The organism is Pseudomonas putida (assembly GCF_026625125.1).
Classification (GTDB): domain Bacteria; phylum Pseudomonadota; class Gammaproteobacteria; order Pseudomonadales; family Pseudomonadaceae; genus Aquipseudomonas; species Aquipseudomonas putida_X.
Genome location: NZ_CP113097.1, coordinates 5,313,437 through 5,327,680, shown reverse-complemented (window position 1 = coordinate 5,327,680; position 14,244 = coordinate 5,313,437). Strand labels below are relative to the sequence as shown.

8 protein-coding genes are annotated in these 14,244 nt (G+C 58.0%); all 8 read left to right on the top strand.

All coding sequences use genetic code 11. The features are described 5' to 3' along the window. Positions 1 to 49: 49 nt before the first annotated feature. The 8 genes from rplJ to tuf all read left to right on the top strand — a co-directional run bounded on the left by rplJ (position 50) and on the right by tuf (position 14,110). Positions 50 to 550: a 50S ribosomal protein L10 gene (gene rplJ, locus OSW16_RS24560; protein WP_012316523.1), complete on the top strand. Its 501-nt coding sequence runs from the start codon at positions 50 to 52 to the stop codon at positions 548 to 550. 78 nt (positions 551 to 628) lie between these two features. Then, positions 629 to 994, top strand: coding sequence for a 50S ribosomal protein L7/L12 (gene rplL / locus OSW16_RS24555; RefSeq protein WP_003255496.1), 366 nt, complete (start codon positions 629 to 631; stop codon positions 992 to 994). A 219-nt stretch (positions 995 to 1,213) separates the two neighbouring features. Beyond that, positions 1,214 to 5,287: a DNA-directed RNA polymerase subunit beta gene (gene rpoB / locus OSW16_RS24550; protein ID WP_039601743.1), complete on the top strand. Its 4,074-nt coding sequence runs from the start codon at positions 1,214 to 1,216 to the stop codon at positions 5,285 to 5,287. Between the two features lie 64 nt (positions 5,288 to 5,351). Continuing rightward, positions 5,352 to 9,551 carry a DNA-directed RNA polymerase subunit beta' gene (gene rpoC / locus OSW16_RS24545; RefSeq protein WP_241806277.1) on the top strand — a complete coding sequence of 1,400 codons (4,200 nt, stop codon included), beginning with the start codon at positions 5,352 to 5,354 and terminating at the stop codon, positions 9,549 to 9,551. A gap of 211 nt (positions 9,552 to 9,762) precedes the next feature. Then, positions 9,763 to 10,134, top strand: a complete 372-nt coding sequence (gene rpsL / locus OSW16_RS24540; RefSeq protein ID WP_003255492.1) for a 30S ribosomal protein S12 — start codon at positions 9,763 to 9,765, stop codon at positions 10,132 to 10,134. 106 nt (positions 10,135 to 10,240) lie between these two features. Continuing rightward, complete coding sequence (rpsG, locus tag OSW16_RS24535; RefSeq protein WP_003246741.1) at positions 10,241 to 10,711, top strand: 30S ribosomal protein S7; 471 nt, start codon at positions 10,241 to 10,243, stop codon at positions 10,709 to 10,711. A gap of 30 nt (positions 10,712 to 10,741) precedes the next feature. Then, complete coding sequence (gene fusA / locus OSW16_RS24530; RefSeq protein WP_267819157.1) at positions 10,742 to 12,889, top strand: elongation factor G; 2,148 nt, start codon at positions 10,742 to 10,744, stop codon at positions 12,887 to 12,889. A gap of 27 nt (positions 12,890 to 12,916) precedes the next feature. Further along, positions 12,917 to 14,110 (top strand): elongation factor Tu, encoded by a 1,194-nt coding sequence (tuf, locus tag OSW16_RS24525; protein WP_003255489.1) that lies wholly within the window; start codon positions 12,917 to 12,919, stop codon positions 14,108 to 14,110. Positions 14,111 to 14,244: the final 134 nt, after the last annotated feature.

Sequence of the window (14,244 nt, the reverse complement as noted above, 5' to 3'; positions counted from 1 at the left end):
CGACATCCGGCTTCGGCCAGATGAAACGGTAAAAACCAGGAGTAAACCCGTGGCAATTAAACTCGAAGACAAGAAAGCCATCGTCGCTGAAGTCAACGAGGCTGCCAAAGTCGCTCTGTCCGCTGTCGTGGCCGATGCCCGTGGTGTGACTGTAAGCGCAATGACCGGACTCCGTAAAGAGGCCCGCGAAGCTGGCGTATACGTACGTGTCGTACGTAACACCCTGCTCAAGCGCGCAGTTGAAGGTACCGAGTATTCGATCCTCAACGACGCGTTCAAAGGCCCGACCCTGATTGCATTCTCCAACGAACACCCGGGCGCTGCTGCTCGTCTGTTCAAAGAGTTCGCCAAGGGTCAGGACAAGTTCGAGATCAAGGCAGCTGCGTTTGACGGCAATTTCATTGCCGCCAACCAGATCGATGTACTGGCTACCTTGCCGACCCGTGACGAAGCTATCGCACGTCTGATGAGCGTCATTCAAGGCGCTACCAGCAAGCTGGCTCGTACTCTGGCGGCCGTTCGCGACCAGAAAGAAGCTGCTGCTGCCTAAGGCCGCGTAACCTCTTTCAAAATCATATGTTTAATTTGATGGCTGCGTAGGCTGTCACCCCAATACAGGATTTAAGTCATGTCCCTGACTAACGAGCAAATCATCGAAGCAATCGGCCAGAAAACCGTTCTGGAAGTTGTTGAGCTGATCAAAGCTATGGAAGAAACCTTCGGCGTTACCGCTGCTGTTGCCGCTGCTGGCCCAGCTGCTGCTGCTGCCGTTGTTGAAGAGCAGACCGAGTTCAACGTTGTTCTGGTTGAAGCCGGCGACAAGAAAGTGAACGTGATCAAAGCCGTTCGCGAACTGACCGGTCTGGGCCTGAAAGAAGCCAAAGAGAAAGTCGACGGCGCTCCTCAGGTCGTAGCTGAAGGCGTTTCGAAAGAAGCCGCTGAAGACGCTAAGAAGAAGCTGGAAGAAGCAGGCGCTAAAGTCGAGCTGAAGTAATCTCGACCTTGCGACTCCAGCCGGAGCGTTGAGCAAAGGCTGATGGCTGGTGGCTTATGCCACCGGCCTTTTTCCGTTATTGGTGGCCGATCACGTCGGCCCCGATAACAAGCTGCAAGACACCCATGTGGGTGGCGCAAACCAAGGGGTTTGCACGATTTTCTGGCTGCTCCCGCCGGGAGAAGCCAAACAAGCAGGTGACCAAGCTGGGGAACGCTGATGGCTTACTCATACACTGAGAAAAAACGTATCCGCAAGGACTTTAGCAAGTTGCCGGACGTCATGGATGTGCCTTACCTCCTGGCCATCCAGCTGGATTCGTATCGCGAATTCCTGCAAGCGGGAGCATCCAAGGATCAGTTCCGCGACGTCGGCCTGCACGCGGCCTTCAAATCGGTATTTCCGATCATCAGCTACTCCGGCAATGCTGCCCTGGAGTACGTAGGCTATCGCCTGGGCGAACCCGCCTTCGATGTGAAGGAATGTGTCCTGCGTGGCGTGACCTTCGCGGTCCCACTGCGGGTCAAGGTGCGCCTGATCATCTTCGACAAGGAATCGTCGAACAAAGCGATCAAGGACATCAAAGAGCAAGAAGTCTACATGGGTGAAATCCCCCTGATGACTGAGAACGGTACCTTCGTTATCAACGGTACCGAGCGTGTGATCGTTTCCCAGCTGCACCGTTCGCCTGGTGTGTTCTTCGACCACGACCGTGGCAAGACGCACAGCTCCGGCAAGCTGCTGTACTCCGCTCGCATCATTCCGTACCGCGGCTCCTGGTTGGACTTCGAGTTCGATCCGAAAGACTGCGTGTTCGTCCGTATCGACCGTCGCCGCAAACTTCCGGCCTCGGTACTGCTGCGCGCCCTGGGTTACAGCACCGAAGAGGTTCTGAACACCTTCTACACCACCAACGTGTTCCATATTTCCGGCGAAAAACTCAGCCTGGAACTGGTGCCTCAGCGTCTGCGTGGTGAAGTTGCGGTCATGGATATCCATGACGAAACCGGCAAGGTCATCGTTGAGCAGGGCCGCCGCATTACCGCGCGCCATGTCAACCAGCTCGAGAAGGCCGGCGTGAACCAGCTGGACGTTCCGATGGAATACGTCCTGGGTCGCACCACCGCCAAGGCTATCGTGCATCCGGCTACCGGCGAGATCATCGCCGAGTGCAACACCGAGCTGACCGCCGAGCTGCTGATCAAGATCGCCAAGGCTCAGGTCGTACGCATCGAAACGCTGTACACCAACGACATCGACTGCGGTCCGTTCATCTCGGACACCTTGAAGATCGACACTACCAGCAACCAACTGGAAGCGCTGGTCGAGATCTATCGCATGATGCGCCCGGGCGAGCCGCCAACCAAGGACGCTGCCGAAACCCTGTTCAACAACCTGTTCTTCAGCGCCGAGCGTTACGACCTGTCGGCCGTGGGCCGCATGAAGTTCAACCGTCGTATCGGTCGTACCGAGATCGAAGGTTCGGGCGTGCTGAGCAAGGAAGACATCGTCGAGGTTCTCAAGACCCTGGTCGATATCCGTAACGGTAAAGGCATCGTCGACGACATCGACCACCTCGGTAACCGTCGCGTACGTTGCGTCGGCGAGATGGCCGAGAACCAGTTCCGTGTTGGCCTGGTGCGCGTCGAGCGCGCGGTCAAGGAACGTCTGTCGATGGCTGAAAGCGAAGGCCTGATGCCGCAAGACCTGATCAACGCCAAGCCGGTTGCGGCGGCGGTGAAGGAGTTCTTCGGTTCGAGCCAGCTCTCGCAGTTCATGGACCAGAACAACCCGCTCTCCGAGATCACCCACAAGCGCCGTGTTTCCGCACTCGGCCCGGGCGGTCTGACCCGTGAACGCGCAGGCTTTGAAGTCCGTGACGTACACCCGACCCACTACGGCCGTGTGTGCCCGATCGAGACCCCTGAAGGTCCGAACATCGGTCTGATCAACTCCCTGGCGGCCTATGCCCGCACCAACCAGTACGGCTTCCTGGAAAGCCCGTACCGCGTGGTGAAGGAAGGCGTTGTCAGCGACGACATCGTGTTCCTGTCGGCGATCGAAGAAGCAGATCACGTCATCGCCCAGGCTTCGGCCGCGATGAACGACAAGAAGCAACTGATCGACGAACTGGTTGCTGTTCGTCACCTGAACGAATTCACCGTCAAGGCGCCGGAAGACGTCACCCTGATGGACGTATCGCCGAAGCAGGTTGTTTCCGTTGCTGCCTCGCTGATTCCGTTCCTCGAGCACGACGACGCCAACCGTGCACTCATGGGTTCGAACATGCAGCGCCAGGCTGTACCAACCCTGCGTGCCGACAAGCCGCTGGTCGGTACCGGCATGGAGCGCAACGTTGCCCGTGACTCCGGTGTCTGCGTGGTTGCTCGCCGCGGTGGCGTGATCGACTCCGTCGACGCCAGCCGTATCGTCGTTCGCGTAGCCGACGACGAAGTCGAAACCGGTGAAGCAGGTGTAGATATCTACAACCTGACCAAGTACACCCGCTCCAACCAGAACACCTGCATCAACCAGCGTCCGCTGGTTAGCAAAGGTGACAAGGTTGCGCGTGGCGACATCATGGCCGACGGCCCGTCCACCGACATGGGTGAACTGGCGCTGGGTCAGAACATGCGCATCGCGTTCATGGCGTGGAACGGCTTCAACTTCGAAGACTCCATCTGCCTGTCCGAGCGTGTGGTTCAGGAAGACCGCTTCACCACGATCCACATTCAGGAACTGACCTGTGTGGCGCGTGACACCAAGCTTGGCCCAGAGGAAATCACTGCGGATATCCCGAACGTGGGTGAAGCTGCACTGAACAAGCTGGACGAAGCCGGTATCGTCTACGTGGGTGCTGAAGTCGGCGCTGGCGACATCCTGGTCGGCAAGGTCACGCCAAAAGGCGAAACCCAGCTGACGCCGGAAGAGAAACTGCTGCGTGCGATCTTCGGTGAGAAGGCCAGCGACGTTAAGGACACCTCCCTGCGCGTGCCGACCGGCACCAAGGGTACCGTCATCGACGTTCAGGTCTTCACCCGTGATGGCGTGGAGCGCGACAGCCGCGCACTGGCCATCGAGAAGATGCAGCTGGACGAGATTCGCAAGGACCTCAACGAAGAGTTCCGTATCGTCGAGGGTGCAACCTTCGAGCGTTTGCGTTCTGCCCTTAACGGCCAAGTGGTCGACGGTGGTGCGGGCCTGAAGAAAGGCACCGTGATCACTGACGAAGTGCTGGACGGTCTGGAGCACGGCCAGTGGTTCAAACTGCGCATGGCTGAAGATGCACTGAACGAGCAGCTGGAAAAGGCTCAGCAGTACATCGTCGATCGCCGTCGTCTGCTGGACGACAAGTTCGAAGACAAGAAGCGCAAGCTGCAGCAGGGCGATGACCTGGCGCCGGGCGTACTGAAGATCGTCAAGGTTTACCTGGCCATCCGCCGTCGCATCCAGCCGGGTGACAAGATGGCCGGTCGTCACGGTAACAAAGGTGTGGTCTCGGTCATCATGCCGGTAGAAGACATGCCGCACGACGCCAACGGTACTCCGGTCGACGTCGTACTGAACCCGCTGGGCGTACCTTCGCGTATGAACGTCGGTCAGATCCTTGAAACCCACCTGGGCCTCGCGGCCAAAGGTCTGGGCGAGAAGATCGACCGCATGATCGAAGAACAGCGCAAAGCCGCTGAGCTGCGTGGCTTCCTCACCGAGATCTACAACGAGATCGGTGGTCGTCAGGAGAACCTGGAAGAGTTCACCGACGAAGAGATCCTCGCCCTGGCGCACAACCTGAAGAAAGGCGTGCCTATGGCTACTCCGGTCTTCGACGGTGCCAAGGAGCGCGAGATCAAGGCCATGCTGAAGCTGGCTGACCTGCCAGAGAGCGGCCAGATGGTGCTGTTCGACGGCCGTACCGGCAACAAGTTCGAGCGTCCTGTGACCGTGGGTTACATGTACATGCTCAAGCTGAACCACTTGGTGGACGACAAGATGCACGCGCGTTCCACTGGTTCCTACAGCCTGGTTACCCAGCAGCCGCTGGGTGGTAAGGCGCAGTTCGGTGGTCAGCGTTTCGGGGAGATGGAAGTGTGGGCGCTGGAAGCATACGGCGCGGCATACACCCTGCAAGAAATGCTCACAGTGAAGTCGGACGACGTGAACGGCCGTACCAAGATGTACAAGAACATCGTGGATGGCGATCACCGTATGGAGCCGGGCATGCCCGAGTCCTTCAACGTGTTGATCAAAGAGATCCGTTCGCTCGGTATCGATATCGATCTGGAAACCGAATAACACGTGACGCGAAGGGGAGCGGGGCTGGTACAGCCCGCTTCCTGCTCCGCCAGGAGGAAAGGCCTTGAAAGACCTACTGAATTTGCTGAAAAACCAGGGTCAAGTCGAAGAGTTCGACGCCATCCGCATCGGTCTGGCGTCGCCTGAAATGATCCGTTCGTGGTCGTTCGGTGAAGTTAAGAAGCCGGAAACCATCAACTACCGTACGTTCAAGCCTGAGCGTGACGGCCTTTTCTGCGCCAAGATCTTTGGCCCGGTGAAGGACTACGAGTGCCTGTGCGGCAAGTACAAGCGCCTCAAGCACCGCGGTGTGATCTGCGAGAAGTGCGGCGTTGAAGTTGCCCTTGCCAAGGTTCGTCGTGAGCGCATGGCGCACATCGAGCTGGCCTCGCCGGTCGCCCACATCTGGTTCCTGAAGTCGCTGCCGTCCCGTATCGGCCTGCTGATGGACATGACCCTGCGTGACATCGAGCGCGTGCTCTATTTTGAGAGCTACGTCGTAATCGACCCAGGCATGACTACCCTCGAGAAGGGCCAGCTGCTGAATGACGAGCAGTACTTCGAAGCGCTGGAAGAGTTCGGTGACGATTTCGACGCCCGCATGGGTGCCGAGGCTGTCCGCGAGCTGCTGCACGCTATCGACCTGGAGCACGAGATCGGTCGCCTGCGCGAAGAGATTCCGCAGACCAACTCGGAAACCAAGATCAAGAAGCTGTCCAAGCGCTTGAAGCTGATGGAAGCCTTCCAGGGCTCGGGCAACCTGCCTGAGTGGATGGTTCTGACCGTTCTGCCGGTACTGCCGCCGGACCTGCGCCCATTGGTTCCGCTGGATGGCGGCCGCTTCGCGACCTCCGACCTGAACGACCTGTATCGTCGGGTGATCAACCGTAACAACCGTCTCAAGCGCCTGCTCGATCTGTCGGCGCCGGACATCATCGTGCGCAACGAAAAGCGCATGCTGCAGGAAGCGGTAGACGCCCTGCTGGACAACGGCCGTCGCGGTCGCGCCATCACTGGCTCGAACAAGCGTCCGCTGAAGTCCCTGGCCGACATGATCAAAGGTAAGCAAGGTCGCTTCCGTCAGAACTTGCTCGGCAAGCGTGTGGACTACTCCGGCCGTTCGGTAATTACCGTAGGCCCGACCCTGCGTCTGCATCAGTGCGGTCTGCCGAAGAAGATGGCCCTGGAGCTGTTTAAGCCGTTCATTTTCGGCAAGCTGGAAATGCGTGGTCTGGCGACCACCATCAAGGCTGCCAAGAAGATGGTCGAGCGCGAGCTGCCAGAGGTATGGGACGTTCTCGCTGAAGTGATTCGCGAACACCCCGTACTGCTGAACCGTGCACCGACCCTTCACCGTCTGGGTATCCAGGCGTTCGAGCCTGTGCTCATCGAAGGCAAGGCCATTCAGCTGCACCCGCTGGTCTGTGCTGCGTACAACGCCGACTTCGACGGTGACCAGATGGCCGTTCACGTGCCTCTGACGCTGGAAGCACAGCTTGAAGCGCGCGCGCTGATGATGTCGACCAACAACATTCTGTCGCCAGCCAACGGTGAGCCAATCATCGTTCCGTCGCAGGACGTTGTACTGGGTCTGTACTACATGACCCGTGAAGCCATCAATGCCAAGGGCGAGGGTCGCGTATTCGCCGACCTGCAGGAAGTCGACCGCGTATTCCGCGCCGGCGAAGCCGCTCTGCACGCGAAGATCAAGGTCCGTATCAACGAGACCGTGAAAGACCGTGATGGCAGCATCACCAAGAACACCCGCATCGTCGACACCACTGTCGGCCGTGCTCTGCTGTTCCAGGTTGTACCGGCAGGCCTGCCGTACGATGTGGTCAACCAGCCGATGAAGAAAAAGGCGATCTCCAAGCTGATCAACCAGTGCTACCGCGTGGTTGGTCTGAAAGAGACCGTGATCTTCGCCGACCAGTTGATGTACACCGGTTTCGCCTACTCGACCATTTCCGGCGTTTCCATCGGTGTGAATGACTTCGTCATCCCTGATGAAAAAGCACGCATCATTGGCAGCGCCACTGATGAAGTGAAGGAAATCGAGAGCCAGTACGCTTCCGGCCTGGTAACCCAGGGCGAGAAGTACAACAAGGTCATCGACTTGTGGTCCAAGGCGAACGACGAAGTGTCCAAGGCGATGATGGCCAACCTCTCGAAAGAGAAGGTCATCGACCGCGAGGGCAAAGAAGTCGAGCAAGAGTCCTTCAACTCGATGTACATGATGGCTGACTCGGGTGCGCGGGGTTCCGCAGCACAGATCCGTCAGTTGGCCGGTATGCGTGGTCTGATGGCCAAGCCGGACGGCTCGATCATCGAGACGCCGATCACCGCGAACTTCCGTGAAGGTCTGAGCGTACTGCAGTACTTCATCTCGACGCACGGTGCTCGTAAAGGTCTGGCGGATACCGCGTTGAAGACTGCGAACTCCGGTTACCTGACCCGTCGTCTGGTGGACGTTGCGCAAGACCTGGTTGTAACCGAGATCGATTGCGGTACCGACCAAGGCCTGCTGATGACTCCGCACATTGAAGGCGGTGACGTTGTAGAGCCGTTGGGTGAGCGTGTACTGGGCCGTGTCATCGCCCGCGACGTGTTCAAGCCAGGCACCGAGGACGTCATCGTTCCTGCCGGTACCCTGGTCGACGAGCAGTGGGTCGAGTTCATCGAGCTGAACAGCATCGACGAAGTTGTCGTGCGTTCGCCGATCAACTGCGAAACCCGCTACGGTATCTGCGCCAAGTGCTACGGTCGTGATCTGGCCCGCGGTCATCAGGTGAACATCGGTGAAGCTGTCGGCGTTATCGCTGCACAGTCGATCGGTGAGCCGGGTACCCAGCTGACCATGCGTACGTTCCACATCGGTGGTGCTGCAAGCCGTACTTCGGCTGCCGACAGCGTCCAGGTGAAGAACGGCGGTATGGTCCGTCTGCACAACCTGAAGCAGGTCGAGCGCGCCGATGGCAACCTGGTTGCCGTATCGCGTTCCGGTGAGCTGGCCATTGCCGATGAATTCGGTCGTGAGCGCGAGCGTTACAAGCTGCCTTACGGTGCGGTTATTTCGGTCAAGGAAGGTGACAAGGTCGAAGCTGGCGCCATCGTCGCCAAGTGGGACCCGCACACCCACCCGATCGTTACCGAGCTCAAAGGTACCGTGACCTTCGTGGGCATGGAAGAAAACATCACCATCAAGCGCCAGACCGACGAGCTGACCGGCCTGACCAACATCGAAGTACTGGACGTCAAGGATCGCCCTGCCTCAGGCAAGGAAATCCGTCCGGCAATCAAGATGGTCGATGCCAACGGCAAGGATCTGTACCTGCCAGGTACCGACGTACCTGCACAGTACTTCCTGCCAGCGAACGCCTTGGTAGGTGTTGCTGACGGTGCACAGATCGGTGTTGGTGACGTTATCGCGCGTATCCCGCAAGAAACGTCGAAGACCCGTGACATCACCGGTGGTCTGCCACGTGTTGCCGACCTGTTCGAAGCGCGTCGTCCGAAAGAAGCCTCGATTCTGGCTGAAGTCAGCGGCACCATCGCATTCGGCAAGGAGACCAAAGGCAAGCGTCGTCTGGTCATTACCCCGACCGACGGTAGCGATCCGTATGAAGAGCTGATTCCGAAGTGGCGCCACCTGAACGTCTTCGAAGGCGAACAGGTAAACCGCGGCGAAGTCATCTCCGACGGCCCGAGCGATCCGCACGACATCCTGCGTCTGCTGGGTGTGAGCGCGCTGGCGAAATACATCGTCAACGAGATCCAGGACGTTTACCGTCTGCAAGGCGTTAAGATCAACGACAAGCACATCGAGACCATCCTGCGTCAGATGCTGCGTAAGGTCGAGATCTCCGAGTCGGGCGATTCCAGCTTCATCAAGGGCGACCAGATGGAACTGACTCAGGTGCTGGTCGAGAACGAGCGTCTCGCCGCCGATGACAAGTTCGTATCGAAGTTCACCCGTGTACTGCTGGGTATCACCAAGGCCTCGCTGTCGACCGAGTCGTTCATCTCCGCGGCTTCCTTCCAGGAAACCACCCGCGTGCTGACCGAAGCGGCCGTAACCGGCAAGCGCGATTACCTGCGCGGCCTGAAAGAGAACGTGGTCGTGGGTCGTCTGATCCCGGCCGGTACCGGTCTGGCCTACCACAGCGAGCGTAAGCGTCGCCGTGATGCCGACAAACCGCTGCGCGTAAGTGCCAGTGAGGTGGAAGCCGCACTGACCGAAGCGCTGAACTCCAGCGGTAACTAAGTACAGGGCAGGGCCCCGGCAAGCTCCTCACGGTCATCGGCGACATGAAATGTTGCCGATGATCGGGCGGGGAGGGCCGGGGCCTTGTCTTGACTGGGTGCAAGATCCTCTTTAGACTTTTGTACCCTTAAATTTGGTGAGGCTCCGTCTCGCCAATTTTTGGCTTTCTTGCAAGACAATAGAGTCGCAAGACAATCAGTGGAGCTAGTAGATGGCAACTATCAACCAGCTGGTACGTCAGCCGCGTAAGCGTTCGGTCGAAAAGTCCGACGTTCCTGCGCTGCAGAACTGCCCGCAACGTCGTGGCGTGTGCACCCGTGTGTACACCACTACGCCGAAAAAACCTAACTCGGCACTGCGTAAAGTATGCCGTGTGCGTCTGACCAACGGTTTCGAGGTTTCCTCGTACATCGGCGGTGAAGGCCACAACCTGCAAGAGCACAGCGTCGTCCTGATCCGTGGCGGCCGTGTAAAAGACTTGCCAGGTGTTCGTTACCACACCGTTCGCGGCTCTCTGGATACTTCGGGCGTCAAAGGCCGTAACCAGGGTCGTTCGAAGTACGGTACCAAGCGTCCGAAGTAATCGGCCGTTTGCAGACATCCATTTTTTTGAGTCGATAAGAGTAAGGTCGGGCAGGGGTCGAAGACCCACGTCCCGGGCTAACCTGAAGACCGTTTGAGGGCTTATCATGCCAAGACGTCGTGTAGCAGCAAAACGTGAGATCCTTGACGATCCGAAGTACGGATCCCAGATTCTCGCCAAGTTCATGAACCACGTGATGGAAAGCGGCAAGAAGGCCGTAGCCGAGCGCATCGTTTACGGTGCCCTGGATACCGTCAAAGCACGCAAGAACAGCGACCCCCTGGAAATCTTCGAGAAAGCTCTCGACGCCATCGCTCCGCTGGTCGAAGTAAAGTCCCGTCGTGTCGGCGGTGCCACTTACCAGGTCCCGGTTGAAGTTCGTCCATCCCGTCGTAACGCTCTGGCAATGCGCTGGCTCGTAGACTACGCCCGCAAGCGCGGCGAGAAGTCGATGGCTCTGCGCCTGGCTGGCGAGCTGCTGGATGCTGCCGAAGGCAAGGGTGCTGCAGTCAAGAAGCGTGAAGACGTGCACCGTATGGCTGAAGCCAACAAAGCGTTCTCGCACTACCGCTTCTAATTCAAGCATCAATCATTTTGCGAGGGCTTTATGGCTCGTACTACAGCAATTAACCGCTACCGTAACATTGGTATCTGTGCCCACGTTGACGCGGGTAAGACCACCACTACCGAGCGGATCCTGTTCTACACAGGTCTGAGCCACAAGATGGGCGAGGTGCATGATGGCGCCGCGACCACCGACTGGATGGTGCAGGAGCAGGAGCGCGGTATCACCATTACCTCCGCTGCCGTTACCACCTTCTGGAAAGGTTCCCGTGGTCAGTACGACAACTACCGCGTAAACGTCATCGATACCCCTGGCCACGTTGACTTCACCATTGAAGTAGAGCGTTCGCTGCGTGTACTCGACGGCGCGGTCGTTGTGTTCTGCGGTACCTCCGGCGTTGAGCCGCAGTCCGAGACCGTATGGCGTCAGGCCAACAAGTACGGCGTTCCACGTGTTGTCTACGTGAACAAGATGGACCGTGCCGGTGCCAACTTCCTGCGCGTCGTAGGTCAGATCAAGAACCGCCTGGGTCACACTCCGGTTCCAGTACAGCTGGCTATCGGTGCTGAAGACGACTTCCAGGGTCAGGTCGACCTGATCAAGATGAAAGCCATCTTCTGGAACGACGACGACAAAGGCACTACCTACCGCGAAGAAGAAATTCCTGCGGATATGGTCGAGCTGGCCAACGAATGGCGCAGCAACATGGTCGAGGCTGCTGCCGAGGCCAACGAAGAGCTGATGAACAAGTACCTTGAAGAAGGTGACCTGTCCGTCGAAGACATCAAGGCTGGTCTGCGCGCCCGTACCCTGGCGAGCGAGATCGTTCCTGCTGTCTGCGGTTCCTCGTTCAAGAACAAGGGCGTTCCCCTGGTTCTCGACGCCGTCATTGATTACCTGCCTGCGCCAACCGAGATTCCTGCGATCAAGGGTATCCACCCTGATCTGATCGACGTGCCGAAGGATGAGGTTCAGCCAGAGCAGTACGACGAGCGTCCTGCTGACGACAACGCGCCGTTCTCGGCCTTGGCGTTCAAGATCGCTACTGACCCATTCGTTGGTACTCTGACCTTCGTCCGCGTCTACTCGGGCTTCCTGACCTCCGGTGACTCCGTCATCAACTCGGTCAAGGGCAAGAAAGAGCGCGTTGGCCGTATGGTGCAGATGCACGCCAACCAGCGGGAAGAAATCAAGGAAGTACGTGCAGGCGACATCGCTGCTCTGATCGGCATGAAGGACGTCACCACCGGTGACACCCTGTGCAACGCCGACAAGCCGATCATCCTTGAGCGTATGGACTTCCCTGAGCCGGTTATTTCGCTCTCCGTAGAGCCGAAGACCAAGGCTGACCAGGAGAAGATGGGCATCGCACTGGGCAAGCTGGCCCAGGAAGACCCGTCGTTCCGCGTCAAAACCGACGAAGAAACCGGCCAGACCATCATCTCCGGTATGGGTGAGCTGCACCTGGACATCCTCGTTGACCGCATGAAGCGCGAGTTCAACGTCGAGTGCAACGTCGGCAAGCCGCAGGTTTCGTACCGCGAGAAGATCACCAAGTCCAACGTCGAAATCGAAGGTAAGTTCGTTCGTCAGTCGGGTGGTCGTGGTCAGTTCGGTCACTGCTGGATCCGTTTCTCGGAGCCGGACGTAGACGAGAAGGGCAACATCACCGAAGGTCTGGTGTTCACCAACGAAGTCGTTGGTGGTGTGATTCCTAAGGAATTCATCGCCCCGATCCAGAAGGGTATCGAAGAGCAGATGAAAAACGGCGTTGTTGCCGGTTATCCGCTGCTTGGCCTGAAGGCCACGGTATTCGATGGTTCGTATCACGACGTCGACTCCAACGAAATGGCGTTCAAGATCGCCGCTTCGATGGCGACCAAGCAACTGGCCCAGAAGGGCGGTGGCGTGGTGCTTGAGCCGATCATGAAGGTCGAAGTTGTAACCCCGGAAGATTACCTGGGTGACGTGATGGGTGACCTGAGCCGTCGTCGTGGGATGATCCAGGGTAATGAAGACTCGGTGTCCGGCAAGGTAATCACTGCTGAGGTACCGCTCGGAGAGATGTTCGGTTACGCGACCGACGTTCGTTCCATGTCTCAGGGTCGCGCAAGCTACTCCATGGAATTCTCCAAATACGCCGAAGCTCCGTCGAACATCGTCGAAGCACTCGTTAAAAAACAAGGCTAATCCCCTTTAGGCAAGAGGTTCACTGTCGTGGCTAAAGAAAAATTTGATCGTTCCCTTCCGCACGTTAACGTTGGCACCATCGGCCACGTTGACCACGGTAAGACCACTCTGACCGCAGCTCTGACTCGCGTTTGCTCCGAAGTTTTCGGTTCGGCAATCGTTGAGTTCGACAAGATCGACTCGGCTCCGGAAGAAAAAGCGCGCGGTATCACCATCAACACCGCTCACGTTGAGTACAACTCGACCATTCGTCACTACGCTCACGTTGACTGCCCAGGTCACGCTGACTACGTGAAGAACATGATCACCGGTGCTGCCCAGATGGACGGCGCGATCCTGGTTTGCTCGGCCGCCGATGGTCCGATGCCACAAACCCGTGAGCACATCCTGCTGTCCCGTCAGGTTGGCGTTCCGTACATCGTGGTCTTCCTGAACAAGGCTGACCTGGTAGACGACGCTGAGCTGCTGGAACTGGTCGAGATGGAAGTTCGCGACCTGCTGTCCACCTACGACTTCCCAGGCGACGACACTCCGATCATCATCGGTTCCGCTCGTATGGCGCTGGAAGGCAAAGACGACAACGAAATGGGCACTACCGCTGTCAAGAAGCTGGTAGAGACTCTGGACAGCTACATTCCTGAGCCAGTTCGTGCGATCGACCAGCCGTTCCTGATGCCGATCGAAGACGTATTCTCGATCTCGGGTCGTGGTACCGTTGTTACCGGCCGTATCGAGCGTGGTATCGTCCGCGTTCAAGATCCGCTGGAAATCGTTGGTCTGCGTGACACCACCACCACCACCTGCACCGGTGTTGAGATGTTCCGCAAGCTGCTGGACGAAGGCCGTGCTGGCGAGAACTGCGGCGTTCTGCTGCGTGGTACCAAGCGTGACGACGTTGAGCGTGGCCAGGTTCTGGTCAAGCCAGGTTCGGTCAAGCCGCACACCAAGTTCACCGCAGAAGTCTACGTTCTGTCGAAGGAAGAAGGCGGCCGTCACACTCCGTTCTTCAAAGGCTACCGTCCTCAGTTCTACTTCCGTACCACTGACGTGACCGGTAACTGCGAACTGCCGGAAGGCGTTGAAATGGTAATGCCAGGTGACAACATTCAGATGACTGTTACCCTGATCAAGACCATCGCAATGGAAGACGGTCTGCGCTTCGCTATCCGTGAAGGCGGTCGTACCGTCGGCGCCGGCGTCGTGGCCAAAATCATCGAGTAATCACTCGACCGATTGAAAAAACCCCCGCTCAGCGGGGGTTTTTTTTATTGGGTTGACACTAAATAGGGGCGTCTATAGAATCACGCCTCCTTTTAGCGGGCGTAGTGCGTCCGTTGGGAACAGCCTGGAGTCTG